30 protein-coding genes, 1 pseudogene and 1 riboswitch are annotated in these 25,673 nt (G+C 69.4%); of the genes and pseudogenes, 18 read left to right on the top strand and 13 right to left on the bottom strand.

What is annotated here, in order from left to right:
• Window positions 1-81: 81 nt before the first annotated feature.
• Entirely contained in the window at window positions 82-678 is a 597-nt protein-coding gene (locus OG558_RS10295) for a LysE/ArgO family amino acid transporter (protein WP_329482957.1), read from the bottom strand.
• 73 nt (window positions 679-751) lie between these two features.
• Between OG558_RS10295 and OG558_RS10290 the strand changes: the two genes are divergently transcribed.
• Complete coding sequence (locus tag OG558_RS10290; protein WP_405070010.1) at window positions 752-1,639, top strand: LysR family transcriptional regulator ArgP; 888 nt, start codon at window positions 752-754, stop codon at window positions 1,637-1,639.
• A 21-nt stretch (window positions 1,640-1,660) separates the two neighbouring features.
• Here the strand turns inward: OG558_RS10290 and OG558_RS10285 are convergent, their stop codons facing one another.
• Window positions 1,661-2,521 carry an SCO6745 family protein gene (locus OG558_RS10285; protein WP_405070009.1) on the bottom strand — a complete coding sequence of 287 codons (861 nt, stop codon included), beginning with the start codon at window positions 2,519-2,521 and terminating at the stop codon, window positions 1,661-1,663.
• Window positions 2,518-3,024 carry a GNAT family N-acetyltransferase gene (locus OG558_RS10280; RefSeq protein WP_405070008.1) on the bottom strand — a complete coding sequence of 169 codons (507 nt, stop codon included), beginning with the start codon at window positions 3,022-3,024 and terminating at the stop codon, window positions 2,518-2,520. Before OG558_RS10280 ends, OG558_RS10285 begins: the two co-directional genes overlap by 4 nt.
• Before the next feature lie 64 nt (window positions 3,025-3,088).
• Between OG558_RS10280 and OG558_RS10275 the strand changes: the two genes are divergently transcribed.
• Window positions 3,089-4,195, top strand: coding sequence for a calcium:proton antiporter (locus tag OG558_RS10275; protein ID WP_405070007.1), 1,107 nt, complete (start codon window positions 3,089-3,091; stop codon window positions 4,193-4,195).
• Here OG558_RS10275 and OG558_RS10270 read toward each other — a convergent pair.
• The 3 genes from OG558_RS10270 to OG558_RS10260 all read right to left on the bottom strand — a co-directional run bounded on the left by OG558_RS10270 (window position 4,170) and on the right by OG558_RS10260 (window position 7,155).
• On the bottom strand, window positions 4,170-5,612 hold the full coding sequence (locus tag OG558_RS10270; protein ID WP_405070006.1) for an ankyrin repeat domain-containing protein: 1,443 nt from the start codon (window positions 5,610-5,612) through the stop codon (window positions 4,170-4,172). The genes OG558_RS10275 and OG558_RS10270 overlap by 26 nt on opposite strands.
• A gap of 145 nt (window positions 5,613-5,757) precedes the next feature.
• Window positions 5,758-6,114, bottom strand: a complete 357-nt coding sequence (locus OG558_RS10265; protein ID WP_405070005.1) for a YybH family protein — start codon at window positions 6,112-6,114, stop codon at window positions 5,758-5,760.
• Window positions 6,115-6,117: 3 nt separating this feature from the next.
• On the bottom strand, window positions 6,118-7,155 hold the full coding sequence (locus OG558_RS10260) for an amidohydrolase family protein (protein WP_405070003.1): 1,038 nt from the start codon (window positions 7,153-7,155) through the stop codon (window positions 6,118-6,120).
• 126 nt (window positions 7,156-7,281) lie between these two features.
• On the opposite strand from OG558_RS10260, the gene OG558_RS10255 reads away from it, so the two are divergent.
• Genes OG558_RS10255 through OG558_RS10245 form a run of 3 tightly spaced genes read left to right on the top strand, consistent with a single transcriptional unit; the run spans window position 7,282 to window position 8,767 of the window.
• The gene (locus OG558_RS10255) at window positions 7,282-7,701 is read left to right on the top strand and encodes a hypothetical protein (RefSeq protein ID WP_329482948.1); all 420 of its coding nucleotides are present in this window, start codon (window positions 7,282-7,284) and stop codon (window positions 7,699-7,701) included.
• Between the two features lie 3 nt (window positions 7,702-7,704).
• Window positions 7,705-8,127 carry a thiol-disulfide oxidoreductase DCC family protein gene (locus OG558_RS10250; protein WP_405070002.1) on the top strand — a complete coding sequence of 141 codons (423 nt, stop codon included), beginning with the start codon at window positions 7,705-7,707 and terminating at the stop codon, window positions 8,125-8,127.
• Window positions 8,099-8,767: a TetR family transcriptional regulator gene (locus OG558_RS10245; protein WP_405070001.1), complete on the top strand. Its 669-nt coding sequence runs from the start codon at window positions 8,099-8,101 to the stop codon at window positions 8,765-8,767. Before OG558_RS10250 ends, OG558_RS10245 begins: the two co-directional genes overlap by 29 nt.
• A gap of 3 nt (window positions 8,768-8,770) precedes the next feature.
• Here OG558_RS10245 and OG558_RS10240 read toward each other — a convergent pair whose 3' ends face one another.
• On the bottom strand, window positions 8,771-9,280 hold the full coding sequence (locus OG558_RS10240; protein WP_405070000.1) for a DinB family protein: 510 nt from the start codon (window positions 9,278-9,280) through the stop codon (window positions 8,771-8,773).
• Between the two features lie 206 nt (window positions 9,281-9,486).
• Between OG558_RS10240 and OG558_RS10235 the strand changes: the two genes are divergently transcribed.
• The 4 genes from OG558_RS10235 to OG558_RS10220 all read left to right on the top strand — a co-directional run bounded on the left by OG558_RS10235 (window position 9,487) and on the right by OG558_RS10220 (window position 14,131).
• Window positions 9,487-11,187 (top strand): DEAD/DEAH box helicase, encoded by a 1,701-nt coding sequence (locus tag OG558_RS10235; RefSeq protein ID WP_405069999.1) that lies wholly within the window; start codon window positions 9,487-9,489, stop codon window positions 11,185-11,187.
• Between the two features lie 95 nt (window positions 11,188-11,282).
• Entirely contained in the window at window positions 11,283-12,209 is a 927-nt protein-coding gene (locus OG558_RS10230; protein WP_405069998.1) for a phosphotriesterase, read from the top strand.
• Between the two features lie 126 nt (window positions 12,210-12,335).
• Window positions 12,336-12,704 (top strand): DUF1304 domain-containing protein, encoded by a 369-nt coding sequence (locus tag OG558_RS10225; protein ID WP_329482943.1) that lies wholly within the window; start codon window positions 12,336-12,338, stop codon window positions 12,702-12,704.
• 44 nt (window positions 12,705-12,748) lie between these two features.
• A complete protein-coding gene (locus OG558_RS10220) occupies window positions 12,749-14,131 on the top strand; it encodes an MFS transporter (protein ID WP_405069997.1) in 1,383 nt (460 codons plus the stop codon).
• A 6-nt stretch (window positions 14,132-14,137) separates the two neighbouring features.
• On the opposite strand, the gene OG558_RS10215 is transcribed toward OG558_RS10220, so the two are convergent.
• Window positions 14,138-14,779 carry a LysE family translocator gene (locus tag OG558_RS10215; RefSeq protein WP_329482941.1) on the bottom strand — a complete coding sequence of 214 codons (642 nt, stop codon included), beginning with the start codon at window positions 14,777-14,779 and terminating at the stop codon, window positions 14,138-14,140.
• 140 nt (window positions 14,780-14,919) lie between these two features.
• Window positions 14,920-14,985: riboswitch (cobalamin riboswitch) on the top strand.
• 52 nt (window positions 14,986-15,037) lie between these two features.
• Between OG558_RS10215 and OG558_RS10210 the strand changes: the two genes are divergently transcribed.
• The 6 genes from OG558_RS10210 (at window position 15,038) to OG558_RS10185 (ending at window position 18,706) form a co-directional block, all read left to right on the top strand.
• Window positions 15,038-15,235 (top strand): CbtB-domain containing protein, encoded by a 198-nt coding sequence (locus OG558_RS10210; RefSeq protein WP_328524673.1) that lies wholly within the window; start codon window positions 15,038-15,040, stop codon window positions 15,233-15,235.
• A 6-nt stretch (window positions 15,236-15,241) separates the two neighbouring features.
• On the top strand, window positions 15,242-15,994 hold the full coding sequence (locus OG558_RS10205; protein ID WP_405069996.1) for a CbtA family protein: 753 nt from the start codon (window positions 15,242-15,244) through the stop codon (window positions 15,992-15,994).
• Window positions 15,991-16,542, top strand: coding sequence for a histidine phosphatase family protein (locus OG558_RS10200; RefSeq protein WP_405069995.1), 552 nt, complete (start codon window positions 15,991-15,993; stop codon window positions 16,540-16,542). The genes OG558_RS10205 and OG558_RS10200 overlap by 4 nt, the downstream gene beginning before the upstream one ends.
• A gap of 63 nt (window positions 16,543-16,605) precedes the next feature.
• Entirely contained in the window at window positions 16,606-17,892 is a 1,287-nt protein-coding gene (locus OG558_RS10195) for an alpha/beta hydrolase (protein WP_405069994.1), read from the top strand.
• On the top strand, window positions 17,889-18,269 hold the full coding sequence (locus OG558_RS10190; protein ID WP_405069993.1) for a hypothetical protein: 381 nt from the start codon (window positions 17,889-17,891) through the stop codon (window positions 18,267-18,269). The genes OG558_RS10195 and OG558_RS10190 overlap by 4 nt, the downstream gene beginning before the upstream one ends.
• Before the next feature lie 53 nt (window positions 18,270-18,322).
• On the top strand, window positions 18,323-18,706 hold the full coding sequence (locus OG558_RS10185) for a hypothetical protein (RefSeq protein ID WP_329482935.1): 384 nt from the start codon (window positions 18,323-18,325) through the stop codon (window positions 18,704-18,706).
• Between the two features lie 40 nt (window positions 18,707-18,746).
• On the opposite strand, the gene OG558_RS10180 is transcribed toward OG558_RS10185, so the two are convergent.
• The 4 genes and pseudogenes from OG558_RS10180 to OG558_RS10165 all read right to left on the bottom strand — a co-directional run bounded on the left by OG558_RS10180 (window position 18,747) and on the right by OG558_RS10165 (window position 21,337).
• Window positions 18,747-19,124 carry a VOC family protein gene (locus OG558_RS10180; RefSeq protein ID WP_329482933.1) on the bottom strand — a complete coding sequence of 126 codons (378 nt, stop codon included), beginning with the start codon at window positions 19,122-19,124 and terminating at the stop codon, window positions 18,747-18,749.
• A gap of 9 nt (window positions 19,125-19,133) precedes the next feature.
• Window positions 19,134-19,664 (bottom strand): annotated as a pseudogene (locus OG558_RS10175) (class I SAM-dependent methyltransferase).
• A 99-nt stretch (window positions 19,665-19,763) separates the two neighbouring features.
• A complete protein-coding gene (locus OG558_RS10170; RefSeq protein ID WP_405069992.1) occupies window positions 19,764-20,612 on the bottom strand; it encodes a fumarylacetoacetate hydrolase family protein in 849 nt (282 codons plus the stop codon).
• Between the two features lie 29 nt (window positions 20,613-20,641).
• Window positions 20,642-21,337: a GntR family transcriptional regulator gene (locus tag OG558_RS10165; protein WP_329482930.1), complete on the bottom strand. Its 696-nt coding sequence runs from the start codon at window positions 21,335-21,337 to the stop codon at window positions 20,642-20,644.
• A 121-nt stretch (window positions 21,338-21,458) separates the two neighbouring features.
• On the opposite strand from OG558_RS10165, the gene OG558_RS10160 reads away from it, so the two are divergent.
• Both OG558_RS10160 and OG558_RS10155 read left to right on the top strand, forming a co-directional pair.
• Window positions 21,459-22,583, top strand: coding sequence for a mandelate racemase/muconate lactonizing enzyme family protein (locus OG558_RS10160; RefSeq protein ID WP_405069991.1), 1,125 nt, complete (start codon window positions 21,459-21,461; stop codon window positions 22,581-22,583).
• A 5-nt stretch (window positions 22,584-22,588) separates the two neighbouring features.
• A complete protein-coding gene (locus OG558_RS10155; protein ID WP_405069990.1) occupies window positions 22,589-23,428 on the top strand; it encodes an amidohydrolase family protein in 840 nt (279 codons plus the stop codon).
• A 244-nt stretch (window positions 23,429-23,672) separates the two neighbouring features.
• On the opposite strand, the gene OG558_RS10150 is transcribed toward OG558_RS10155, so the two are convergent.
• On the bottom strand, window positions 23,673-24,614 hold the full coding sequence (locus OG558_RS10150) for a helix-turn-helix domain-containing protein (RefSeq protein WP_405069989.1): 942 nt from the start codon (window positions 24,612-24,614) through the stop codon (window positions 23,673-23,675).
• A 130-nt stretch (window positions 24,615-24,744) separates the two neighbouring features.
• On the opposite strand from OG558_RS10150, the gene OG558_RS10145 reads away from it, so the two are divergent.
• Window positions 24,745-25,581, top strand: a complete 837-nt coding sequence (locus OG558_RS10145; RefSeq protein ID WP_405069988.1) for an SDR family oxidoreductase — start codon at window positions 24,745-24,747, stop codon at window positions 25,579-25,581.
• The last annotated feature ends 92 nt before the right edge of the window (window positions 25,582-25,673 follow it).

The following is a 25,673-nucleotide window of genomic DNA, read 5'->3' as shown; positions in this document are numbered from 1 at the left end:
GGCAGAGGGGCTGGCCGTGTTACCGACAAGAATACATCGATCGCCTGCCCCGCCTGACCTGAAACCTCGCGCCTGTGGATATCAGGGCAAGAGCATCCAGGTTGCCAGGGCGGTCATGAGGAGGGCGATAGCGGAGTCGAGGAGTTGCCAGGCGCGGGGGCGAGCGAAGATCGGGGAGAGGTTGCGGGAGAAGAAGCCCAGGGCGAAGAACCAGGTGAAGCTGGCGGTGACGGCGCCGAGGCCGTAGAGCCAGCGGCCGTCGGTGCCGCGTTGGTTGGCGAGGGAGCCGAGGAGGACCACGGTGTCGAGGTAGACGTGCGGGTTGAGGTAGGTGAAGCCGAGGCAGGTCAGTACGACGCTGCGCAGTGCGGCGGGGGCGTGGTCGGCGGGGCTGATGGATCCCGGGTTGAGTGCTCGCCGAGCAGCGAAGACGGCGTACGTGTAGAGGAAGGCGGCGCCGCCGTATTTCGCGAGGTCGAGGGCCAGTTGGCTGCGTGTGAGCAGCGCGCCGAGGCCGGCGATGCCGCTGGAGATGAGGAGCGCATCTGACAGTGCGCAGGTGAGGACCACCGGCAGGACGTGTTCACGGCGGAGGCCCTGACGGAGCACGAAGGCGTTCTGGGCGCCGATCGCGACGATCAGGGTCAAGGACGTGGCAAAGCCGGCCAGGAGGGGCATGCCTCGACGGTAGGCAGCAGCAGGCTGGTCAAACCAGCTAAAGATTCTGAAGCACTATTAGGATTGCTTCATCATGCAGTTCGACTCCGCGCAGCTCGAGACGTTCGCGGCTGTCGTCGACGAAGGCAGTTTCGACGCGGCCGCGAAGCGCCTGCGGCTCACGCCGTCCGCGGTCAGCCAGCGGATCAAGGCGCTGGAGAGCCGCCTTGGCCAGGTCGCGGTGATGCGGGGCAAGCCCGCGAAACCGACCCAAGCCGGCGAGGCGCTGCTCCGGCTCGCCCGCCAGGTCGCGTTGCTCGAACTGGAGGCGATCGCGGCCGTCCGTGGCACCGTCGACGCACTCCGGCTCCCGATCGCGGTGAACGCGGACTCGCTCAACAACTGGTTCCTGCCGGCGATGCTCGACCTGTCCCAGAACCGCGACGCCAGGTTCCTGGTCCACCAGGAGGACGAGGAACACTCCGCCGAGTTGCTCCGCAACGGCACGGTCCTGGCCGCGGTCACGGCCGATCCGCGGCCCGTCCGGGGCTGCCGCGTCGTACCGCTCGGCAAGATGCGGTATCTACCGGTCGCCACCCCGGAGTACGCCGAACGCTGGCTGACCGGCAAACCACTTCCGGACGCGCTGGCCGAGGCCCCGATGATGGTGTTCAACGCCAAGGACGTGCTCCAGCACCGCCTGATCCGCAAGGTCACCCGGCGGAAGCTCGACCCGCCGACGCATGCGGTCCCGGCGCCCGGCGCGTTCCATCAGGCGGTCCGGATCGGTCTCGGCTGGGGCATGATCGAGGAGGAGGTCGCCGAACCCGAGCTGGCCGCCGGCCGCCTGGTAGATGTTGCCCCAGGCAAGTACATCGACGTGCCGCTGTACTGGCAGCACTGGAAGCTCGAGTCCGGCATCCTCGACGCGCTCACGGCCGCGGTGCTGCGGGCCGCTACGGCTGGTCTTCGTACGTCCTGAGCTCGATCGCGTTGCCCACCGTCAGCGGCTGGAGGGCTGGTCCCAGCGCAGCGCCATCGGGTTGTCCGGCGGGATGAAACGCGCGGACATCAGCTTGGCGCTGAGTGGGTGCACCAGGTCGTGCAGCTCGGCGGTCAGGTCGTCGCCCAGAGCTCTCCAACCCTGGTCGGCCAGCCGATCCGTGGTGTCTTCGACCTCCTGCCGCAAGGCTCGTCCGGCGTCGGTGAGCGCGCCCGTGGAGTCGAGCAGGCCGCGACCACGCAGCTCGTCCTCGGCAGCGGCCCAGTCCTCGTCGCTCCACCGCCGGTTGACCTGGAAGACCTCCTTCGACGGTCCGCCGGCGGCTGAGATCGTCAGGCACGCCTGGCATGGGCTCAAGCCCGCGGCGACGAGCGCCGCGACATGACCGTCGCCGCGAGACTCCCGCAGGATCGTGGTTGCCTGCCACAACACCAGATGCGGTTCGTCCGGCCAGTCCAGCGCGGCGTTGGCCGCTGCCATCGGTCGCCCGCTGACGGGCGCCAGGTCGGCCGCCTGACGAGCAACATCGGCCGCGCGCTGGAACGACGTCCCTGGAAAGAGGCGTCGTACGGCGTTGTCCACCGCCTGCAACCGTGCGTCGAGCAACTGTGCGGGTGTCGCGTGGTCCCACGCGTCCGGCAGAGCGCGCGCCACCATCGCCGGATGGAAGCTGTAGAACAGCGCGGCGACGAGGTCGGGGCCGACCGGGCCGAGCGGTGCTGCCCGGCAGCCGAAGTAGCTCATCCAGCCACCCTTCAGGCCGAGTGCATCGGTCGCCTGCTTGGTGTCGGGTGAGAAGTACGTGATCGCGTGATACGGCTCGAGCGCCTTCCACATCCGCCGAGCCCGGCTGTCCGTCATGGCAGTGGGCGGTACATGACGTGGAGGCCGACGTACCCGAGTTTGGGGTGGTCGAACGCCTCGGGGACGGTGCCGGCGATGCGGAAGCCCAGTGACTGCCAGAGGTGTACGGCCGGCTCGTTGGTCTCCACCACCGCGTTGAACTGGATCGACCGAAAGCCCGAGCGCTCGGCCCACGCGATCATGTCCTCGCACAGCAGCCGCCCGACTCCCTTGCCACGGGCCGCGCCGTCGACCATGAAGCTCGCGCTCGCGACGTGCGCGCCGGGGCCTGGGCGGTTCGGGTACATGTTGGCGCTGCCGAGAACGGTGCCATCGGCATCGACCGCGACCGTGGTCCGGCTCAGCGCCGCACTCGACGGTGACATCCAGAGCACCCGCGCCTGCTCCTCGGTCAGCTCCGGGTCGTAGGTATACGTCTCCCGCGCGGCCACGATCTCGTGGAAGAAGGCCCAGATGGCCGCCCAGTCATCGGCGGTCGCGATTCTGATCTGCACAGACATGATGCGAGAAGCATCACCCGTGGATCTCCGGTTGCCAAGCGCATTCCCGATAGACTGCCTGAGGATGACAAACACCGTGATCCAGGGGCTGCCGCGCTGGAGTCTGGCCGTGCCCCCGCTCGCCTTCGTCGTCCTGCTGCTGACCTGGCATCGTCACCTGGGCGTGGCGCTGCTGATCCTGGTCTGCGCCGGTCTCGGCGCGGCGGTGATCGCCGCCGTCCACCATGCCGAAGTGGTTGCCCATCGGGTCGGCGAACCGTTCGGCACGCTGATCCTCGCGCTCGCCGTGACAGTGATCGAGGTCGCACTGATCGTCACCCTGATGGTGCCCGGTGGCGTGAAGGCCGCCACCCTCGCGCGGGACACCGTGTTCGCCGCGGTGATGATCACCTGCAACGGCATCCTCGGTCTGTCTCTCGTTGTCGGCTCGCTGCGGCACGGCACCCAGGAGTTCCGCGTCCGTGCGTCCAGCAGTGCGCTCGCGGTGATGACCGCCTTGGTCACGCTGAGCCTGGTGCTGCCGACGTTCACGACGAGCGCGCCCGGTCCGCAGTTCAGTCCGGCCCAGCTGGCGTTCGCCGGGGTGACGTCGTTGGTGATGTACGGCGTGTTCGTCTTCGTGCAGACCGTTCGGCATCGGGACTATTTCCTCCCGGTCCCGTCGTCGGATGAGGTCGAGGAGGACGAGGACGGTACGCACGCGACGGCGCCGAGTGGACAGGTCGCGCTGCTCAGCCTCGGGCTGCTGTTCGTCTGCCTCATCTCGGTGGTCGGTCTGGCCAAGACGGTGTCGCCCAGCCTGGAGTCGGCGGTGGAATCGGCCGGCGCACCGGTGGCTGTCGTCGGTGTCGCGATCGCGTTGCTGGTCCTGCTCCCGGAGACGGCTGCCGCAGTCCGCGCCGCACTGCGCAACCGCCTCCAGAACAGCTTCAACCTCGCCCTCGGGTCAGCCCTCGCGAGCATCGGCCTGACCATCCCGGCGATCGCGGTCGCGTCCATCTGGCTGAGCGGACCGCTCGTGCTGGGTCTCGGTGGCACCGAGATGGTGCTGTTCGCGCTCACGGTCGTGACCAGCATCCTCACCCTCGCCACCGGCCGGGCCACCCTGCTTCAGGGTGCCGTCCACCTGATGGTGTTCAGCGCGTTCATCTTCCTCGCGATAAGCCCCTGAGGTAGTCGGCGACCGCCTGCTGCTGACCGTGTTGGGCCCACCCCAGCGCGTTCCCGCCGTACGACGGATCCCGCAGCTCGGGATCGGCCCCGAGTTCGACCAGCTTCTTGACCGTGTCCAGGTGGCCGTGGATCGCGGCCTGATGGATCGGTGCGGACAGGGCGACGACATTCAGGTCGAAGCCGAGGCGCCGCAGCGGCTCCAGTGCCTCCGATCGGCCGATCTCGGCGGCGCGGATCGGGAGGTACGGGTTGCGGCTGATCGCCCGTGCGACCAGCTCGGGGCCGGCCGCCGGCGTCTCGCCGCGCATGATCGCGGCGAAGAGTTCATGGACCTCGTCCACCGGCGCCGCACCACGCGCGCGGAGCAGGTCGGCGATCTCGGTGTAGCCCAGGACGGTGGCGAACTCGTACGCGCGATGACCGTGGAAACCGGGATGCCGGGTGCCGCGCCCGTCCGGATCGGTGCCTTGGGCAAGGACCAGCTCGACCCGATGCAGCAGGCCCGCGGATGACGCGAACACCAGCTCGTCCTCCAGCAGCTCACGTGGCGTCGGGTGGGCGGTCGTCATCCGCTCGTGCCACGGACCACCGTCCCCCCGGCCGAGCCCGTACTCGACCAGGAGCTCCAGGTGCACATCGTCGTACGGCGGGGGACACCCGGGACCGCAGTTGTACATGGTCTGGCTGTCGTTCGGATCGGCGCCGGCGTCGAGCAGGAGCCGGGCGAGCTCGACCCGATCGCGATGCGGCGGCTGATCACCTTCACCACGGCCGAACGCGCCGGTCAGTGCGGTGAACGGCGACGGCATGCCCTGCCATAGATAGCCCGCGTTCGGGTCGGCGCCGTGCTCGAGGAACAGCCTCGCGATGTCCACTTGATGCGGCACGTCGAGCCGCCCGTACGTGATGTAGAGCAACGGCTGCCAGCGGTAGGGGCCACCTTCTTCTCTTGCCTGCCAGGGATCCGCGGCGAGCACCGCGCGGACAGCGTCCAACTCGCCGGCCACCGCCAGCGTATAGATGTTGCTCCGGGCAACATCTGGGAACTGCTCCAGCAACTGCTCCGCGGACCGCTGCCGGGCCGGGTCGTCCTGCCCGTAATGCAGTGTCGAGAGTCGCAGGAACTCGTCGGCGCGTTGCTCCGGGGTGTCGAGCGGTCCACCGATCTCCTGGCGGTGGGGGGAGCGGCTGTACTGGTCGACCAGCTCCAGATGCCGGACGATCCGGGGCCAGCTTGGGAAGCCGTAACTGCGGGCGATCACCAGCTGGGCATCGGCCAGAGACTGCACTGGATGGAATTCGGCGGCGAGCGCCACGGCGTCCGGGTCGGCATCACGGACCTGCTTGAGCAGCGTCTTCGCCTGCTTGCGCAGGTGGTCCAGGTGCGGGTCGTTCGGAAGATTCCGGGTCGGCATCGCGACCTCCTCTCTACGAGCCTGCTGTCCGCGTCGTCAGGCGAGAAAGGAGGTGAACACAGCTCACACAGCTTGGTGAACAGGTGGGCTGAGCCCTTCCCGCGGACCGGTGGCACCCTGCGTGCCTACCCGGAAGCCTAACCGACTAAGGCTTTTCCATCCACCACTCGACGAACTCGTGGGCCCGATCGTGGTCCAGCCGGATCACCCACAGGTTGCTGAACTCGCCCGGCGGATCGGTCAGGTACGTCGTCCAGCCGCGCACGAACCCGACTCCGTCGCCGAAGCCGAGCACCTCGTACTCGAACGCTGTCTCGCCCGGAGCGTCCGCGACCTCCAGCCAGGCCTGCACGATCGCATCCCGGCCCAGCACCGGCTCCTCGTCGGGTCGCCGGTACCACGCGGCGTCCTCGGTCCACAGCGCGGCGATGTCAGCCGGGTCGTTGCTCTCCCAGGCCTTCCGGTACTTCGCGACCCACTTGTCGAGGCTCTTCTCCCGCATAGGTCATCGGATCCGTCGGTGCTGGAGGACGACGGCGGCCGGCGTGGCGAGGACCTCGGGGTGCTCGCGCGGATCCGCGTCGTACGTGACGAGGTTGCCGTCGCCGGACAGACCGAGGAAGTCCTGTGCTCCGGTGGATGCGGCCACGAGCGCCTGATCGACCGTCAGGCCGTGCTTCACCAGCAAGTCGATCTCGCCGGCCACGGTCCCGACCACGTCCGACCCGGTCAGCACCCGAACGCCGTACCGATCGGCGAGCTGGAGCATCGACGAGAGGTACTCCGACCTGGCCTGGCGCCGCTTGTCCTGCTCCGGCGTGGCGTCCGGCCTTGGCCCGACGGATGCGCACAGTGTCGGCGTCCACGCACCAACTCGGGCGCCGAGTGTCTCCAGGTCCTGTTCGGTGATCGACGTACCGTGCTCGATCGAGTCGACCCCGACGCGGATCAGGTCGCTGACGATCTCGGTGTTGGTGTGCGCCGCGACCCGGGCGCCGCGGGAGTGTGCGAGTTGAACCACGGCCTCGACCAGTGCGGTCTGGTAGGTCTGCTCCATCGGGCTGTCCCGGATCGGGCCGTCCGGGCCGACGGCCGGGAAGTCGCCGATGAGCTTCACCCAGGTCGCACCGTCGTCCAGTTCGGCGCCGACCGCGGCCAGCAGGTCCTCCGGCTGCACCGGCTCATGCATGCGCGGGAAGTACCGCCCGGGTGGCGCCAGGAACCGTCCGGCCGCCAGGACGACCGGCCGGCTGTCGTCCTGGATGCCCGCCAGCTTCAGAGTGACCGTCCGGTCGCCGCCGACATCACGCACTGCGCTCACCCCGGCGGCGGCGAGTTCCTCGAGCCGCTCGGCCGCGAAGTCGGACCCGAACAGCCGGGGCCCGAGGTCGTCGGTCCCGACGGTCAGGTGACAGTGCGAGTCCACCAGCCCCGGTACGCCGAACCGCCCGGGCAGCACGTCCGCGGCACCGGACCGGCCGAACTCGAGCCGGGCGGTGTCGCCGGCCGGCAGGACGGTCCCTTCGAACACCCAGGTCGTCATGGTGGTCATCCTGCCGCACCGGAGATCCACGTCACATCAGCGGCTACTTGAACATGTTCAAAAGACCGGCGTACGCTCGCCGCGAGACAGAGTTGAACGTGTTCAAGAAGTGGGGACGAGATGACCATGACCGTGACGACCTACCTGATCTACCTGCTGATCGCGGTGCCGCTGACGATCTGGGTGGCCCGGACGCTGAGCCGGAACGGACGGATCTTCCTGGTTGACGTGTTCCACGGCAACGAGGACTTCGCCGACGCGGTGAACCGGCTGCTCGTGGTCGGTTTCTACCTGGTCAACCTGGGATTCGTGACGCTGTTCCTGCGCGCCGACAAGGTCGTCGTCGACGCCCGCGGAGTCTTCGACCAGCTGAGCGTGAAGCTCGGGTTCGTGATGCTGGTGCTCGGCGGGCTGCACCTGACGAACGTCTGGATCTTCAACAAGATCCGCAACCGCAGCCAGCTCCACGGTATGGCCACACCGCCGGTCCCGCCGAACGACGTTGTCCCGATCGCCGCCGAGCAGCCGATGCCGTACGGCTACTGAGCCATGCGTGAGCTGACTGTTCTGTACGACGCGCACTGTTCACTCTGCCGCCGGTTCAAGGACTGGCTGGCGGCGCAGCGGCCGGCCACGAACGGGCAGGGCGGGGTAGTGCGTCTGCGGTTCGTCGCGGCGGGGTCGACGTACGCGCGGGCGCTCTACCCCGGGCTGGATCACGAGGCGACGCTGCGCGAGGTGACCGTGGTCGCCGACGACGGGTCCGTGTACGTCGGCGACCGTGCGTGGATCGTGTGCCTGTGGGCCACGTGGGAGCACAGGCACACAGCCGTACGGCTGGCGAGTCCCTCGCTGCGGCCGGTGGCGCGGGCGATCGTCCAGGCGGCCGCCGGATTGCGGAGCTGGACCAGTGTGCGCGGTGGGGGTGACTACGCTGACGGATGTGACGGACAGTGCGACCGCCAAGGGTGAGCAGACTCGGGAGCTGATCCTGTCCACGGCGCTGCGGTTGTTCCGCGAGCAGGGGTACGGGAAGACGACGATGCGGGCGATCGCCACCGAGGCGGGCGTCTCGGTCGGCAACGCGTACTACTACTACGGCTCCAAAGAGCATCTGATGCAGGCGTACTACGACCACCTGCAGGAGCAGCACCGCGAGGCCGTCGAGTCGATCCTGTCGTCGGAGAAGGCGTTCGTGCCGCGGATGACCGGCGTACTGCGGACCTGGCTCGACGTGGCCGCGCCGTACCACGAGTTCGCCGGCACGTTCTTCAAGACGGCGGCCGATCCGAAGAGTCCGCTCTCGCCGTTCAGCGCGGAGTCGCGGCCGGCGCGAGAGGCAAGCGTCGACGTCTTCCGCCGGGTCGTCGAGGGTTCTGACCTGAAGCTCCCAGCCGACCTGAAGGCGGAACTACCCGAACTCCTGTGGCTCATGGAGATGGGCATCGTGCTCTTCTGGGTCCACGACGACAGCGAGGACCTACGCCGTACCAAAGCCTTGATCGACCGCTCAGTCCCTCTGGTCGACCGCCTGCTCCGCCTGACCCGCATCCCGGGCGTCCGTGGAGTCGTGAACGACATCGTCGGCCTGATCCGCGCGATCCGCCCGTGAGAGCTACTCGCCGGTGAGTCCATCCAGGCGTTCGCGGAGGAGGTCGGCGTGGCCGTTGTGGCGGGCGTATTCCTCGATCATGTGGATGTAGAGGTAGCGCACTGAGTAGTCGCCCTCGTGGCCTGGGCGGACGAACGTGTCGTCGAGGGTGTAGCGGGCGGCGATCTCGTCGGAGGTCTTGGCGATCTGCCGGAAGTCCTCGAGGTCCTGTTCGGCCTGTGCCGGGTCGGCGAGGTCGAAGTCACCGTCGGGATGCTCGGCGGTCCAGAACTTCGGCTCGGCGGGGAGTTGGGCGAGCGCGCGGTGGAACCAGTACTTCTCGACCTCGGACAGGTGCCGGACCAGTCCGATCAGCGACATGCTGGACGGATCCACACTGCGCTCCACCAGTTGTTCACCGGTCAGTCCGGAGACTTTCCACAGCAGTGTGCCGCGGTGGAAGTCGAGGAAACCCTGGAGAAGTTCGCGTTCACCCGCGGCGGTGGCCGGATCCACCCGGAACTGTGACGTCACGAGCAGAACCTAGCGGTGTGACGAGCGTCCTGTGAATATCCATCGGGGTGTTGGCCCCCGGTGCCGTAGACTGTCTGTGACGGCCCGCCCAGTTCTGCCTCGGGCCGGTGAGCGCAAACACATTGCGCCAGCAGTCGACCACCACGCGCCGCGGCAGTAAACCGGCCGCGCCGGGCAGGACGACCCCCGAACTTTTGGAGTACCAGATGGCGGTCCGCCGCCCCACGTCCACATCCACGCAATCCGCCCAACCGCAATCCACCTCCGCGTCGCGTCCGCGTCGCCGGCGCCGGTCCGGTGACCGCCGCAACGGATCCTCCGCCGCGGCGCTCTTCGGCCCACCCGCCGAGACCGGCCGACCGTCGAAGGTTGCTGTCAGCAACAACGCGTCGTACGACGAGGTTGACGAGATGGTTGTCCCGGACAACCTTACGTTCGCCGACCTCGGCGTACCCGAGACGCTGGTCACCGCGCTGTCGGCGACCGGGGTGACGAAGCCGTTCCCGATCCAGGCGGCCACGCTGCCGGATTCCCTGGCCGGCAAGGACGTTCTCGGCCGCGGCCGGACCGGATCGGGAAAGACCTACGCGTTCGTCCTGCCGGTGCTGGCCCGGCTCGCCGCCGGCCGCGGGAAGCGCCGGGCGAACCATCCCCGCGCGCTGATCCTCGCGCCGACGCGCGAGCTCGCGACCCAGATCCAGGCGTCGATCACGCCGCTCGCCGACGCGCTCGGCCTGCGCTCGATGACGGTCTTCGGCGGCGTCGGCCACGGCCCGCAGATCACCGGCCTGCGCAAGGGCGCCGACATCGTCGTCGCCTGCCCGGGCCGGCTCGAGGACCATGTCCAGGCCGGGCACGCGAAGCTCGACGCGGTCGAGATCACCGTGCTCGACGAGGCCGACCACATGGCCGATCTCGGCTTCCTGCCCGCCGTCCGCCGGATCCTCGAGGCGACCCCGTCCAGCGCCCAGCGGCTGCTGTTCTCGGCCACGCTGGACGCCGGCGTCAACGTCCTCGTGCAGCGATTCATGACCACGCCGGTCACGCACAGTGTCGACTCGGCGCAGTCGCCGGTCTCGCTCATGACCCATCACGTGCTGCACGTCCAGCCCGACACCCGGCTCCCGGTGCTCGTCGACCTGACCGCCGCGCCCGGGCGTTCGCTGGTCTTCACCAGGACGAAGTACGGCGCCAAGGCGCTGACCAAGAAGCTGATCGCCCAGGGCGTGCCGGCCGTCGAGCTGCACGGCAACCTCTCCCAGGGCGCCCGCACGCGGAACCTGGAGGCCTTCTCCGACGGTACGGCGAAGACCCTCGTCGCCACCGACATCGCGGCCCGCGGGATCCACGTCGACGACATCGCGCTGGTGATCCACGCCGATCCGCCGATCGAGCACAAGGCCTACCTGCACCGCTCCGGACGGACCGCCCGCGCAGGTGCCGAGGGCACGGTCGTCACGCTGATGACCGACGACCAGGTCCGCGACGTCCGCGACCTCACCCGCAAGGCCGGCATCGCCCCGAAGGTCACCAAGCTCAGCACCGGCGACCCGCTGCTGACCGAGCTGGCCCCCGGCGAGCGGACCTTCGTCGAGCCGGCCGTCAAGGCCGTCCAGCCGGAGCGCGTCGCGAGCTCGACCGGTCGCGGATCGGGCCGAGGCGGCCGTCGCGGGCGCGCCTCGGGCTCCGCTCAGCCGGCAACCGAGCAGCGGCCGAACCAAGGCCGTTCTGCCCAGGCGTCGCGCTCGACGGGTGGCTCGCGGGGCTCCGGCCGCGCGAAGTCCCGCGCAGGCTCGGGCGGTTCGAAGACCTACACCACGAGCACTCCGGGATCGGCCGCTCGTCCGGCCGGTGCCGCAGCGTTCTCCGCCGGCTCCCGGGCCGGCAGCTCCCGCCGCGGTCGCTGACCCACTACAGGTGCTGAAAGGCCCAGTCATGCCGACTGGGCCTTTCGCGCGCTATGAGAAGAAGATGGACAGGTGGCAGGCAACGAGGAGGCTCGGTGATCAGGACCGTTCTCGGAGACCTCGCGCCGGAGGCCCTCGGCGTGTGCGACTCCCACGACCATCTGTTCTTTCGTTCGGCGGTTCTGCCCGGGCAGGAGCTGGATGACGAAGACGCCGCGGTGGCGGAGGTGCGTGCTTTCGCGGCGGCCGGTGGGCAGGCGATCGTGCAGTGGACGCCGCATGGACTGGGGCGCCGGGCCGAGCTGTTGCCCGGAATCTCAAGCAACACAGGGGTTTCGCTGGTTGCGGCGACCGGACTGCATCGGCGTGAGCACTACCCGGAGGGCTTCGTCGACGGCGTGCGGGGTCGGCTGGCCGAGATCTTCGTCCGCGAGCTGACCGTTGGCATCGGCAACAGTTCGGTCCGGGCCGGACTGATCAAGGTGGCCGGCGGATTCCATGTCCTGGACGCGCACGCCGAGCTGGTGATGCGGGCCGCGGCCGAGGCGCATCACGCGACCGGCGCGCCGATCGCGATCCATCACGAACTCGGATCCGCGGCAGACGCCGTACTGGATCTCCTTGTCGACAAGCTCGACGTACCTCCGTCGGCGGTGATCCTCGGGCATCTGAATCGGTTCCCGGATCATCGTGGTCACCTCGAGTTGGCCGAGCGGGGTGCGTGGCTGGCGTTCGACGGGCCGTCGCGGGCGAATCATGCGACCGATCCCCGGTTGCTGGACTGCCTGGCCGCGCTGGTCGACGCCGGGTACGCCGACCGGCTGCTGCTCGGCGGCGACACCACGACCGCCAAGGCCCGCGGCGCGACCGGTGAAGGACCCGGCATCCCTTATCTCCTCACTCACCTCCGGCCCCGGATCGCGCGCCACCTCGGCGCCGATGTCGCGCACGCGATCTTCACCGCCAACCCAGCGCGTTCCTTTTACCGCCGATTGGCGAGCCTGACCGATCCGATGGGTTGACCCACCAGACGGTGGGTTGCCCCCCGAGAATCTCGGTGGGCAACCCACAAGGTGACGGGTCAGCCCACCAGATTGCGTCGGGCGGGTTGCGGGGCCGGGCGGGCGGGCGGCCGGTACGGTTCGCGCATGAGCGTGATCGCGCAGATCTTTGTGGTTGTGGCCGGGCTGTTCCACGTCGCGGTGTTCGCGATGGAGAGCCTGCTGTTCAGCAGGCCGAGCACGTACAAACGGTTCCTGGTGAAGGACGAGGCGGAGGCGGCGGCTGCCCGGCCGTGGGCGTTCAACCAGGGGTTCTACAACCTGTTCCTGGCGATCGGTGCGCTCGGCGGTCTGATCTGGGGTGGCGACAAAGGCCACGCGATCGCGTTGTTCGCGTGTGCCTGTATGGCGGGCGCCGGCCTCGTGCTGGTCGCCTCCGACCGCCGGATGGTCCGTGCCGCCGCCACCCAGGCCGTCCCGCCGATCCTCGCGCTGGTCCTCGCCGCCGTTCTCTGATTGCGCTTGACTTAAAGTCCACTTGATGTCCGAGAGTTCTCGGCATGACCAGCGTTGCCGAACCCGAGGCCGACCAGACCACCGACTCCGGCGGCGTACTCTCGCCGAAGTACCGGGCCCTGACGGTCGGGATGGTCGCGTTGATCACCCTGGTCGCGTTCGAGTCCCTCGCGGTCACGACCGCGATGCCGACGGTCGCCCAGGCGCTCGACGGGCTCAGCCTGTACGCGCTGGCGTTCGGCGGCCCGCTGGCCTCCGGTGTGGTCGCGATGGTCGTCTCCGGCACCTGGAGTGATCTCAAGGGCCCGACCCGCCCGCTCTGGCACGGCACCGCGTGGTTCCTCGGCGGTCTGATCATCGCCGGACTCGCTCCGTCCATGGAGATCCTGGTCGCGGGCCGCATCATCCAAGGCTTCGGCTCCGGCCTGCTGACGGTCGCCCTGTACGTCGTCGTCGGGCAGCTGTACCCGGCCCGGCTGCGCCCGCGGATCTTCGCCGCGTTCGCGACCGGCTGGGTCGTCCCGTCCCTCGTCGGCCCCGCGATCGCCGGCCTGATCGTCGAACACGCGAGTTGGCGGATCGTGTTCCTCGCCGTACCAGCCATCGCGATCCCGGCGGTGCTCGTGATGCGGCCCGGCTTGGCTCACGGCGCTGCGTACGAGGCACGCGAGGGACGGCTGTGGGACAAGCGGGCCATGTGGGCGATCGCAGCGGCGGTCGGGGTCGGTCTTCTGCACTACGGCGGCCAGCAGCGCGGCGTACTCCAGGTTGTTCTGCTGGTGATCGGTTTGGCCGGCGTGGTCGCGTTCGCCCCACGGCTTCTGCCGAGCGGGACGTTCACGCTCGGACGCGGCCTGCCGTCGGTGGTCGCGCTCCGGGGGTTGGTGGCTGCTGCCGGATTCGGTGCCGAGGTGTTCCTGCCGCTGATGCTGACCCGGGAGCGCGGTCTGTCCCCGGCCCTCGCGGGTCTGGTGCTGACCGTCAGCGCCCTGAGCTGGACCGCCGCCTCCTGGTATCGCGGCCGCCCGAAGCAGCCGTTCTCGCACTCGGTGTTCCTGCAGGCCGGCATGGTCTTGATCCTGCTCGGGATCGCCACCGCGACGCTGACCCTCAACGACAACGTCCCGGTGCTGGTCGGCATCCTCGGCTGGAGCCTCACCGGCCTCGGCATGGGCACCGTCTTCCCCACCTTGTCGGTGCTGACCCTGGAATACTCCGAGCGCGACGAGCAGGGCGCCAACAGCTCGGCCGCGCAGTTGAGCGACTCGTTGTCCACAGCAACGGTCCTGGCCGTCGGCGGATCGCTGTTCGCCGCGCTCGAGCCGCACTCGGCGGTGACGGCGTACCTGGTCGCGTTCGGGCTCCCGGCGGCGCTCGCGCTGATCGGCGTCCAGGCGGGCCGGCGGACCGCGCGCGGCGCGAGCTAGTCCGAGCTAGTCCTTGGACCCCGTGACGGCGATGCTCGCGCCGAGGCCGATGATCATCAGGCCGCCGGTGCCGCCGACCATTTCGAGCCGGCGCGGCGAGCGGGCGAACCACTCGCGGGCGGTGCCGGCGACGACCGCCCAGACGCTGTCCGAGCAGAGCGCGATCAGGATGAAGATCAGGCCGAGTACGAGGATCTGGGCCCAGGCCGGGCTGCTCGCGCCCTTGTCCACGAACTGCGGCAGCACGGCCGCGAAGAAGACCGCGGTCTTGGCGTTGGTGACCCCGACCAGGAAGCCCTGCCGGAGCGTCCGGCGGGTGTTGCCCGGCTTCACACCACTCGTCATCGCCTCGACCAGCGACTTCCGGGTCCGGAACGCGTGCACGCCGAGATAGATCAGGTACGCCGCGCCCGCCAGCTTCACCACGGTCAGGGCGATGGCGCTGGCCGCGATCAGGGTGCCGAGGCCGAGCGAGACCAGGCCGAGCAGGACCGAGGCGCCGATGGTGTTGCCGACCATCGTGAGCACTGCCTCGCGGCGCCCGACCGCGAGCGCCCGGCCGACGATGAACAGCACACTCGGCCCGGGCACGACGATGATGATGAACGCGGTGATCGCGAACGCGATCAGGTGGTGAGCGGACGGCATTTCCTCAGAGTAAGTGCGACGCGGTCGCGCCGCACTACCCCTGTCCACCGGGTGGGATAGATCACCGCCACGCCGCCATCCGTTGACCGGCCACTCCGGCGGCCTCTACGGTTCGGGGGGACAACCTGCGGTGCCATGAGGGAAGCCGGTGCAAGTCCGGCACGGCCGCGCCACTGTGAGCGAGCTCTGCTCGTGAGTCAGGACGCTCGGGCACCAGCAGCCTTTCGATGGGGACGCGCACTTCCCCAGGAGGTTCAGATGGCAGCTCCTGCCCGCTCGGTCGCCGTACCGGCTCTCTCCCCCCGGCTCCTCGCCGTCGCGCTGCTCAGCGTCGGCCTGATGCTCCTGCTCGCCTACCTGGTCGGGTTCGACCAGGGCGCGGTCTCCCAGTCCGGGATGTACCTGCACGAGCTGATGCACGACGGGCGCCACCTGCTCGGCGTGCCCTGCCACTAGATCCCGATGCGCACCTTCGGATCGCTCCTGGTGCGCGGACTGATCGTCGGACTCTTCGCCGGCCTGCTGGCCGGGACCTTCGCGTACGTGATGGGTGAACCGCGTGTCGACGCGGCCATCGCGATCGAAGAGGCTGGTGCCGCGCACTCCCACGACCATGGTGACAGCGCTGAGCCTGCCGCCGAAGAGAAGCCGCTCGTCAGCCGTGAAGGCCAGAAGGCCGGCTTGTTCCTCGCCACCAGCCTGTACGGCGTGGCCCTCGGCGGCATGTTCGCCGTCGGCTTCACGCTGCTCCGCCGCAAGCTCCGCACCGGGAACGACGCGTACGCCGCGCTCGGCCTGGCCGCGGCCGGCTTCGTCGGGATCGTGCTGGTCCCGTTCCTCAAATACCCACCGAACCCGCCCGCGGTCGGCAATCCGGACACGATCACCCGGCGGACCGTGACCTACCTGCTGACGCTGGTGATCGGCCTGCTCGCGGTCTGGGCCGGCGTCGCCGCATCGCGCTGGGCCGCCCGGTACGGCGAGCTCGCCCGACTCGGCGGCGGGGTGATCGCGTTCCTCGTGACGATCGTGGTGGCGTACCTGATCCTGCCGCGAATCAACGAGGTTCCGGAGACGTTCCCCGCTACGCTGCTGTGGCAGTTCCGGTTCGCCTCGCTCGGTACGCAGGCGACGCTGTGGCTCCTGCTCGGCTTCGGGTACGCCGCCACCGTGGACGACCGCCGGCTGACTCGACAGAAGGTGGTCGCCGCTTGACGGGATTGACTCTCATTGCGCACGCCTTGACGCCCGCGCTGCGTGGACTCGTGCTCGGCGGCGACGCCGAACCGGATCCGGCGAGTGTCGAGGCTGCCCGCGGACTGGAGCTCACAGCCGATGCCGTGTACGCCGGCCCCGAGCGGGCCGCCGTACGCACCGCCGAGGCGCTCGGGCTGACCCCGGTCGTCGAGCCGGTCCTGCGGGACCGCGAGTACGGCGACTGGGCCGGCCGCGACCTCGAGGAGTTGCTCGCGGCGGATCCGGAGCGGGTGTCGGCGTGGCTCGAGCGTCCGCATACCGCGACCCCGGGCGGGGAGACCGAGAACGACGTGATCGCGCGGGTCGCGGACTGGCTCGGGGATCTCGATCAGCTGACCGGCGATCGCCGTACGGTCGTCGCCGTCGTCCACCCCGCGGTGGTGCGGGCGATCGTGCTGTACGTCCTCGATGCGCCCGCCGAGTCGCTCCGGCACGTGGACGTCCGCCCGCTGGCCACGGTCAACCTCTCCCATCACGCAGGTTCCTGGTCACTGGCCTTCCACTGACTTACTCTCTGCGGTTAACAGGCGACCGCTTGTGTGGATACCTCCTGGGGACCGAGGGATGCCATGACCGAGGCCGAGCAACTCGACCTGCTGATCCGTCACACTCGGGATCTGCCGCACCAAAAGGCGGTCCAGGAGGTCCGGGACTATTTCCGCGCCCTGCCGGCGGCATCCGCTCGCGCGCTCGCCGAGAATCCGCCCGAGCAGCTCAGCGCGCTGGACGGCGCCCCGCTGCAGTTACGGTACGACGCCAGCCGCGTGATCCTGCTCGCGGCGCAGCGGCGGCTACGGGACGCGGTCGAGGGCGGTGAGTCCACACCCGAGCAGCGCAAGCGGCTCGACACTGTGAGCGAGATGCTGTGGTCGGTCCGGAAGGGCCTGGACGTCGATGCCGCCGGCGATCGCATCGAGGTGTTCGGATCGCGGCAGTTCCTGTCCGTGGACGTCGAGGGCCAGGGCCGGATGATCGAGATCCTCGGCGACCTCGAGACGGCCCGCAACGTGGTCGTGCTGATCCCGGGACTCGGCAACGACCTGGACGGCGTACGCGCGCAGATGGACCGGGCGCAGCAGCTCAAGAACCAGGTCGGCCCGAAGACGGCTGTGGTGGTGTGGAAGGACTACGACGCACCGCTCACCCTGGAAGACGCGATGTCCAAGGAGCCCGCGCGGGCGGCCTTGCCGCGACTGTCTCGCTTTGAAGCCGGTGTCGAGGTGGTCAAGGCGCCGTATGCGGAGACGACGGTCATCGGGAACAGCTATGGGTCGCTGGTGCTCGGCCAGGCGCTGATGGAGGGCGTCGACGGGCGGCTGCCGGATGGGGTGAATCCTGACCGGGCGGTGCTCGTCGGGTGTCCCGGCATCGACCCGACCGTGACGTCGGGGGCGCAGATCACGCCGCCGGGGACCAGGCTGTACGTCGCTCGTGCAAAGGGCGACTACATCTCCTACCTGCAGGAGCACGGTCCCGATCCGGCCGACTTCGCGGACGTGTTCCGGTTCGAGACCGAGCGCGGCGACGTCCACGTCCGCGGGCACATGGGCTACTTCGAGCTCAACAGCGAGTCCTTCCGGAACCTCGGCCGGATCGGCCGCGGCGAGCTGGGCGCGGTCACCGCGGCGGTTCGGACGACGGCGAAACAGGAGAGCCGGGTGCTGCCCGGGATCTCCTGGTCGGAGCCGCTGCGTAAGGTGGCTCAGACACCGGTGGCGGTGCCGCTCGCGAAGGTGTTCGACGGCGTGATGGCGCTGAAGAAGATCAGCTCAGGACCCAAGGACAAGCCTCTCGACGGAGCCAGGGACCGGACCGGTGGTGGCCCGGCCCGCCAACCGGAAGGACCTGCTCGATGACGCTGACCCAGGCCCGGGACTTCCTCCGGGCGGAACTGCTGGCCGTGGCGGCCGTCGCCGTACCCGGTCTGGACGGAGTGGTCGCGCACGACCCGGGCCCGGTGAACCCGCGGGCCATGTCGGACGGGCGCGGGCCGGCCACCATCTGCTCGATCACCGTGGAGACCGGCGATCCGGCCGTCGTCGACCCGGCGGGACAGGTCGCGGCTGCGGCTGCCGCCCTGACGTCGCGCGGGTGGGAGACCGAAATCGCTCCGGTGGAGGGCGGCCATCACAGCCTCGCCGCCCGGCGGGACGGGTACGAGGTCGCGGTGCACGGTTGGGACGGGGACTGGCGGTTGACGCTGGCGGGCGAGACCCCGGAGATCACCGATTAGCGAATCGCGGGCAATGCGTCGCAAGAGTTGGCGCCAAGGTGTATGACGGGGATGTGACGCTCACCGAAGCCCGCAACTTCCTCCGGTCGGAACTGCTCACGGTCGCCGCCACGGTGGTGCCTGGCCAGAAACCGGCGGTCACGCAGGACGTCGGGCCGGCGAGCCAGGGTGCGCTGTCGGACGACCGCGGACCGGAGTCGGTCTGCACGATCACCGTCGAGACCGGCGACCCGGCGACGCCTGATGCGGAGGCCCAGTTCGGCTTCGCCGCCGAAACCCTGGAGGGCCGCGGCTGGAAGGTCGAGCTCACCCCCGTCGCCGACGGCCACCACCACCTCACGGCCCGCCGCAACGGCTACGACCTCACCGTCGACGCCCGCACCACCGACTGGCGCCTGACCTTCACCGGCCAGACGCCGTACGTCGACGACCTCTAGAATGCACGCTCCGGAGGGCTTGGCGCGGAGGTGGGTCGGCCTAGCTGGTGGCGGCGCGCTCGGCGGCGCTGCGGAGGACGCAGAACTCGTTGCCTTCCGGGTCGTGCATGACGACGAAGCCGGTGCCGTCGGGGTTGCGGCGGTCGTGGGCGATGGTGGCGCCCAGCGTCAGCAACCACTCGACCTCGGCGTCGCGTGGACCGTCCGGCTCGAGGTCGAGGTGGACCCGGTTCTTGGCGGCCTTCTCGTCGTTGTTCTGCTCGAACAGGAGCTTCACCGAGTCCGCGACGACCGCGGCGTACGGCTCGCCGGGATGGTCGTCGTCGGGCCGCTCGGCCTTCAGCACCTGCAGCCAGAAGCCGGCCAGCTCATAGGGGTCGTGGGCATCGAACGTCACCGTCCGCACGTGGGAAGTCATGCGCCGACCCTACTTCCGGAAGAGCAGGCGGTCCTGCGGAATTTCAGCATCCAGGTACGGCGTGAAGCCCGCCGCGACCGCGATCTCGGTGAGCCCTTCGGCTCGCCACCGATGGACGTAGAGATCCATCGGGAGACCGCCGTACCCGGACGTCTTGTGGGTGGACTCCTCGCCGACGTGAAAGCCCATCAGCAGGACCCCGCCGGGGGCCAGCACGCGGTGGAACTCGGCAAACGCCTGCGGTACGACGTCGCGCGGCAGGTGGATGATCGACCACCAGGACACGACCCCGCCGAGCTCACCGTCGGCCAGTTCCAGAGCCGTCATAGAGCCGACCCGGAAGTCCAGCTCCGGGTGGTCTCGTCAGGCGACCTCGATCATCCCCGGGGACAGGTCGATCCCGGTCACCTTCAGACCGCGCGCGGCCAGCAGGCCGGTCGTTCGGCCGGGCCCGCACCCGACGTCAAGCACCGGACGGCCACCGGCCAGCTCGGCGAACAGGTCGAAGCCCTCGGACTCCCACTCCGCGCCGTCCTGCACGAGGTCGGCGTACGCAGTGGCGACGGTGTCGTATGAGGTGCGGATGTTGCCCAGGTGGTCAGTCACCCGGCCGACCCTAGAGCCGGCCGGGGACAGATTTCAGGCCTTGCCGAGGGTCTGCCGCTGGCGGCCGAGACCCTGGATCTCCAGCTCCATCGTGTCGCCGGGAGCCAGGTACGGGAACCGGCCGGACAACGCGACGCCCTCCGGGGTGCCTGTGTTCACGATGTCGCCGGGGCTGAGCACCATGTACTGCGAGAGGTCGCGGATCAGCGCTGCCACGGAGAAGACCATGTCCCGGGTGTTCGAGTCCTGCCGCGCCTCGCCGTTGACCCAGGACTTCAGGTCGAGGTTGTCGGGGTCGACCTCATCGGCCGGGACCAGCGCCGGGCCGAGCGGGTTGAACGTCTCGCAGCACTTGCCCTTGGACCACTGCCCGCCGGACTCGTCGAGCTGGAAGGCACGCTCGGACACGTCGTTCGAGACCGCGTAGCCGGCGATGCAGGCCAGCGCTTCCTCGTCGGTCTCGACGTACCGGGCCTGCTTGCCGATGACGACGGCGAGCTCGACCTCCCAGTCGGTCTTCGTCGAGCCGCGCGGGACGAGCACCTCGTCGTCCGGACCGACGACGGTGTTCGGGTGCTTGAAGAACACGATCGGCTGCTCCGGCGGCTCGGAGCCGGACTCGGCCGCGTGAGCGGCGTAGTTCATGCCGATGCAGACCACCGCGCCCGGCCGGGCGATCGGGGCGCCGATCCGCAGGCCCTCCACGTCGGCCACTGGCAGGTCGCCGGCCTCGAGGGCGGCGCGGGCCCGGGCGACGCCGTCCGCGGCGAGGAACGCCCCGTCGATGTCGGCGGTGATCGAGCTCAGGTCGTGAACGGTGCCGTCGGCGGCGCGCACGTACGGGCGCTCCTCGCCGACCGCGCCGAGGCGCAGCAGTTCCACAGATGTCTCCCTGGCGGTCTGGTGACGGTCTAGTCCTGGTCGAAGATGGGCCGCAGCCGGGCCCGGGAGGCCTCGATGTGCCCCCGCATCGCCGCGGCCGCGTCCTCCGGATCGCCCTTGCGGACCGCGGTCACGATCGTCTTGTGCTCCCGCAACGCCTTCGTCGCGATGCCGCCACCGTAGTACAGCCGGAACAGGTGCAGGTGGCAGTGTGTCCGCTGGAAGGACAACCGGGCCGTCTCGTTGCGGGACAGCTCCAGCACCAGGTCGTGGAAGCGCTGGTCGTGCGCCGCCATCGCCCGGTAGCTCTCGTACGCCGGCCGGTCCGGTACGTCGGTGTAGCTCAGCATCTCCGCCTTGAGCCGGGCCAGGTCGTCGGCGCCGGCCCGCTCGGCGGCGCGGCCGGCCGCCCACGGCTCGACGTGCAGGCGGTACTCGAACAGGTCGTCGAACTCGGCCAGGGTCAACCGGGACGACACCCGGTAGCCGCGCAGCGGTTCCTTGATCACCAGCCCGTCGGACTCCAGCCGGGCCAGCGACTCCCGGATCGGGGTCTGCGAGATGCCCAGCTCACGGGTCAGCGCGTCGATGTTCAGCCGGGTGCCCGGCTCGACCACGCTGTCCATGATCAGGCCCTTGACCGTCTCGTAGACATCGTCGCTCAGCACCTGCCGCTGAGGCAGCCGGGCGAGCTGCCCCGCCAGACCCACATGCGCATCCGTCACGTGTCGCTCCTCCCAGAGCCATTCTGCCCGACCCGCATCGTTACCTGGACGAGTCTTGACGGGTCCAGTGTGAACGGGCAGCATCAGGTACGCAATATCCTATAGGATCTGGAGCCGCCCCATGACAGCGTCGCCCCTCCGGACCCCCCTTCCGGCGAGTACGGCGATTATCCGCGCCGAGGCCTACCTGGTCGACCTCGAGGTCGAGACGGTCCGCACCGACGCGGTCCAGTCATTCCTCAAGCAGGAGACCATCTTCGTGTCGGTGGAGACCGCGGACGGGCTGACCGGCCTCGGGTACTCCTACACGATCGGCACCGGCGGCACCGCCGTACTGGCGTTGCTGCGGGACCATCTGCTGCCCCGCCTCGTCGGTGCGGACGCCCGGAACGTCGAGGCGCTCTGGTCGGACCTGTTCTGGTCGACTCACGCGACCACGATCGGTGCGATCACGTCGCTCGCGCTGGCGGCCGTCGACACGGCGTTGTGGGACCTGCGCTGCCTGCGGGCGGGTGAACCGCTGTGGCGGCTGGCCGGTGGATATCGGCAGCGGGTGCCGCTCTACGACACCGAGGGCGGCTGGCTGCATCTGACAATCGACGAGCTGGTTGCGGGCGCGCTCGCCTCGCAGAAGGCGGGGTGGCCCGGGGTCAAGCTCAAGGTCGGCAAGCCACGGGTCCACGAGGATCTGGAGCGACTGCAGGCGGTTCGGGACGCGGTCGGGCCGGCGCTCGACATCATGGTGGACGCGAACCAGTCGATGACGTATCCCGAGGCTCGCCGGCGAGCTGCGGCGTTCGAGGCGGTGGATCTGTCGTGGTTCGAGGAGCCGTTGCCGGCCGACGATGTGACCGGGCACGTGCGGTTGGCGGAGTCCACCTCGATTCCGATCGCGGTGGGTGAGTCGCTGTACTCCGTCTCACAGTTCCGGGAGTACGCCGCTTCGGGCGGAGCCGGGATCGTCCAGGTGGACGTGGCCCGGGTCGGCGGGATCACGCCATGGCTGAAGGTCGCGCATCTGGCCGAGGCGTTCAACCTCGAGGTGTGTCCGCATTTCCTGATGGAACTGCATGTCAGCCTGACGGCCGCCGTACCCAATGGCCGGTATGTGGAGCACATCCCGCAGCTGCGGGCGATCACGTCGTCCGAGATGGCGATCGTGGACGGGCATGCGGTCGCGCCGGACTCGCCGGGGCTGGGCATCGACTGGGATCAGGACGCGATCGACGATCGGAGGGTTGGATGAGTGGCATGACTCGAGTCGACGCCCATCACCACATCTGGGACCTGACCGTCCGCGAGCAAACCTGGATGGTCGGGCCCGCGCTCGACCCGATCCGGCGCAACTACTCCATCGACGACCTGGCCCCCCAGGCCGCGGCCGCCGGCATCACCGCCACGGTCCTGGTGCAGACAGTCGGCCTGGTCGACGAGACCGTCGAGTTCCTGGAGGTTGCCGCCAGCAACGACCTGGTCGCCGGCGTGGTCGGCTGGGTGGACCTCACCGCGGACGACGTCGCCACCGCGCTGGACGGCCTGCGCTCGCGCCCGGACGGCGCCTATCTGAAGGCGATCCGCCACCAGGTCCACGACGAACCGGACGTCGACTGGCTCCTGCGCCCCGACGTCCAGCGCGGCCTGTCCGCCGTCGCCGACGCCGGGCTGGCCTACGACCTGCTCACCAAGACCCCGCACCTCCCCGCCGCGATCCAGACCGCCCGCAACCTCCCCCAGCTGAACTTCGTGGTCGACCACATCTCCAAGCCCGTGATCGGCGAGTCGCTGGAGCCCTGGGCCACCCAACTCCGCGAGCTGGCCGCCCTGCCCAACGTCACCTGCAAACTCTCCGGCATGGTCACCGAAGCCTCCTGGACCGACTGGAAACCCGCCGACCTCCAGCCCTACGCCGACGTCGTCCTGGACGCCTTCACCCCGGCCCGCGTGATGTTCGGCTCCGACTGGCCCGTCTGCCTCCTGGCCGCCTCCTACGCCGAGGTGGTCGAAACAGCCGAGACCCTCACAGCCTCCTTGACCCCCGCAGAACGCGAAGCAGTCTTCGCCACCACCGCCACCAACACCTACAAGCTGTAACTCGGGAACAGTCAGCCGGAGGTGCAAACTCGCCTGGCCGGATCAGGGCTGTGGACGACGGCGAGGATCGACTTTGTGCACCAGATCCGTACGCCGAGGCCGTCACCGTACGGATCTGGTGCACAAAGTGGCCGATCCCGGCGACGCGTGGCAGCCGGGCTGCTGTGCGGCCGGGCGGGGTGGTGTCGGCTGGGATGGAGTTGGGCCGCCAGTTCCTGTCTCAGGCCCTAGCGGCCGAGGGCAGTCAGCGGTCGCGAGCCGGCCGGGACTGCTCTGGGGCCGCGGGTGGCGCCGGGTGCTCGAGGCCGCCGGTGGTGGCGGACCAGCTGGCGAGGAGGGTGAGGGCGTCGTCGGAGGGGGAGCCGGGCTCGGCGGTGTAGGTGAGGAGGCTTTGGTTCGGCTCGGAGGCCAGGGGGAAGGACTCGAAGGGGAGGTCGAGGTCTCCGACGACGGGGTGGTGGAGGAGTTTCCTGCCGGTGGTGTGGATCCGGACGTCGTGGGCGGCCCAGCGGAGCCGGAACTCCTCGCTGCGGGTGGACAGCTCGCCGATCAGGTCCGAGGTCCGGCGGTCGTACGGATCCCGGCCGACCTCGGCACGGAGAAGTGCGACGGTGTCGTTGGCGACCTGGTCCCAAGCGCGGAAGAATTCGGTCGCCTGCGGGTCGAGGAAGACGAACCGGGCGTTGTTGGGCGGCCTGACGGGTCCGGCGTACGCGGGCGAGAACAGCGCCGCCCCGAGGGCGTTCGCGGCCAGGATGTCCAGGCGTCCGCTCAGTACGAACGCCGGCGTGCCGATCATCGAGTCCAGGACGCGCTGGACGGTGGCACGGATCCCCTGGGCCGCAGGTCGCCGGCGTGGCGGTCGGGTCGTGCCGGCGGTGCGGAGCAGGTCGAGTAGGTGTGCCCGCTCGGCTTCGTCGAGCTGTAGTGCGTGGGCGAGACCGTCGATCACGCTGTCGGAGACGCCGACCGCGGTGCCGCGTTCGAGCCGGATGTAGTACTCGGTCGAGATCCCGGCGAGCAGAGCGACCTCCTCCCGGCGCAGTCCCACGACCCGTCGGCGGGCTCCACCGTACACCGGTAGCCCGGCCTGTTCGGGGCTGATCCGGCCTCGCCGCGTGCTCAGGAACTCCCGGATTTCCGAGCGCACGTCGCCTCGGATGTCGCGGTCGTGCCTGCCGGTCATGTTCACCACTGTACGAGCGCTTCCGCGGAGTTGGGGGTCCCTCTCAGTACCCCTCGAACAGGGTCTCCCCGCCATCCGCGCCGACTGGTTTCGTGGGATCACTACATCAACGAGAGGGAAGTTCACGAGCATGACTGACAAGAAGGTTTGGTTCATCACCGGCGCCGGGCGCGGTCTGGGCGTGGACATCGCCACGGCCGCACTGGCCGCCGGCCATGCCGTCGTCGCCACCGGACGCAACGCCGAGCGGGTGAGCTCCGCCCTCGGTGCGTACGACGATCTCCTGGTCGTTACGCTGGACGTGAGCGATCCGGCCGGCATCCGGGACGCCGTCCGCGCGGCAACAGATCGGTTCGGCCACATCGACGTACTGGTCAACAATGCGGGCAACTTCAACGCCGGGTTCTTCGAGGAGCTCAGCGCCGAGGACTTCCGGGCGCAGATCGAGACCACGTTGTTCGGTCCGGTCGAGGTCACTCGCGCTGTCCTTCCGGTGCTGCGCGCTCAGCGTTCGGGCCTGGTCGTCACGATCTCCTCGACCGCGGGGATCGTCGGTCAGGAGTTCTGTACGGCGTACGCCGCGTCGAAGTTCGGCGTCGAGGGGTGGCTGGAGTCGCTGACCCCAGAGGTTGCGCCGTTCGGGATCCGCACGATGCTCGTCGAGCCCGGCTTCTTCCGGACCGAGCTGCTGAGCCCCGAGTCGACCAAGTACGCCGAGGCAACCATCGACGACTACGCCGAGCGCACCCGGGAGACCGTCGCGGGCTGGAAGAGCATGGACGGCCGGCAGGGCGGCGATCCGGCCAAGCTCGCGAACGCGCTCGTGCGGCTCGCGGACGAGGACGAGCCTCCACTGCGCTTCGTGGCCGGCGCCGACGCTGTCGCGACTGTCGAGGAGAAGGCCAACACCCTGCTGGCCCAGGCCGACGCGTACCGCGAGCTGTCGAGCGACCTCGCCCACGCATAAGTCCCGACGCCGACCAGGAGGACCCCATGACCTCGACCCTGACCGGCACCGTTGCGCTCGTCACCGGCGCGAGCAGCGGCATCGGCGCCGCA

The sequence above is a fragment of the Kribbella sp. NBC_01510 genome (assembly GCF_045040325.1).
Lineage (GTDB): Bacteria > Actinomycetota > Actinomycetes > Propionibacteriales > Kribbellaceae > Kribbella.
The sequence above is the reverse complement of the archived record's forward strand: the minus strand, read 5'-3'. Positions and strand labels throughout refer to the sequence as shown.

Coding starts and splice junctions, on each gene's coding strand:
- OG558_RS10225 (WP_329482943.1), top strand. CDS start 12,336: ATGAGCGTGATCGCGCAGATCTTTGTGGTTGTGGCCGGGCTGTTCCAC.
- OG558_RS10250 (WP_405070002.1), top strand. CDS start 7,705: ATGCGTGAGCTGACTGTTCTGTACGACGCGCACTGTTCACTCTGCCGC.
- OG558_RS10220 (WP_405069997.1), top strand. CDS start 12,749: ATGACCAGCGTTGCCGAACCCGAGGCCGACCAGACCACCGACTCCGGC.
- OG558_RS10255 (WP_329482948.1), top strand. CDS start 7,282: ATGACCGTGACGACCTACCTGATCTACCTGCTGATCGCGGTGCCGCTG.
- OG558_RS10195 (WP_405069994.1), top strand. CDS start 16,606: ATGACCGAGGCCGAGCAACTCGACCTGCTGATCCGTCACACTCGGGAT.
- OG558_RS10290 (WP_405070010.1), top strand. CDS start 752: ATGCAGTTCGACTCCGCGCAGCTCGAGACGTTCGCGGCTGTCGTCGAC.
- OG558_RS10280 (WP_405070008.1), bottom strand. CDS start 3,024: ATGTCTGTGCAGATCAGAATCGCGACCGCCGATGACTGGGCGGCCATC.
- OG558_RS10160 (WP_405069991.1), top strand. CDS start 21,459: ATGACAGCGTCGCCCCTCCGGACCCCCCTTCCGGCGAGTACGGCGATT.
- OG558_RS10285 (WP_405070009.1), bottom strand. CDS start 2,521: ATGACGGACAGCCGGGCTCGGCGGATGTGGAAGGCGCTCGAGCCGTAT.
- OG558_RS10180 (WP_329482933.1), bottom strand. CDS start 19,124: ATGACTTCCCACGTGCGGACGGTGACGTTCGATGCCCACGACCCCTAT.
- OG558_RS10265 (WP_405070005.1), bottom strand. CDS start 6,114: ATGCGGGAGAAGAGCCTCGACAAGTGGGTCGCGAAGTACCGGAAGGCC.
- OG558_RS10155 (WP_405069990.1), top strand. CDS start 22,589: ATGACTCGAGTCGACGCCCATCACCACATCTGGGACCTGACCGTCCGC.
- OG558_RS10260 (WP_405070003.1), bottom strand. CDS start 7,155: ATGACGACCTGGGTGTTCGAAGGGACCGTCCTGCCGGCCGGCGACACC.
- OG558_RS10295 (WP_329482957.1), bottom strand. CDS start 678: ATGCCCCTCCTGGCCGGCTTTGCCACGTCCTTGACCCTGATCGTCGCG.
- OG558_RS10215 (WP_329482941.1), bottom strand. CDS start 14,779: ATGCCGTCCGCTCACCACCTGATCGCGTTCGCGATCACCGCGTTCATC.
- OG558_RS10275 (WP_405070007.1), top strand. CDS start 3,089: ATGACAAACACCGTGATCCAGGGGCTGCCGCGCTGGAGTCTGGCCGTG.
- OG558_RS10145 (WP_405069988.1), top strand. CDS start 24,745: ATGACTGACAAGAAGGTTTGGTTCATCACCGGCGCCGGGCGCGGTCTG.
- OG558_RS10190 (WP_405069993.1), top strand. CDS start 17,889: ATGACGCTGACCCAGGCCCGGGACTTCCTCCGGGCGGAACTGCTGGCC.
- OG558_RS10205 (WP_405069996.1), top strand. CDS start 15,242: ATGCGCACCTTCGGATCGCTCCTGGTGCGCGGACTGATCGTCGGACTC.
- OG558_RS10150 (WP_405069989.1), bottom strand. CDS start 24,614: ATGACCGGCAGGCACGACCGCGACATCCGAGGCGACGTGCGCTCGGAA.
- OG558_RS10235 (WP_405069999.1), top strand. CDS start 9,487: ATGGCGGTCCGCCGCCCCACGTCCACATCCACGCAATCCGCCCAACCG.
- OG558_RS10210 (WP_328524673.1), top strand. CDS start 15,038: ATGGCAGCTCCTGCCCGCTCGGTCGCCGTACCGGCTCTCTCCCCCCGG.
- OG558_RS10270 (WP_405070006.1), bottom strand. CDS start 5,612: ATGCCGACCCGGAATCTTCCGAACGACCCGCACCTGGACCACCTGCGC.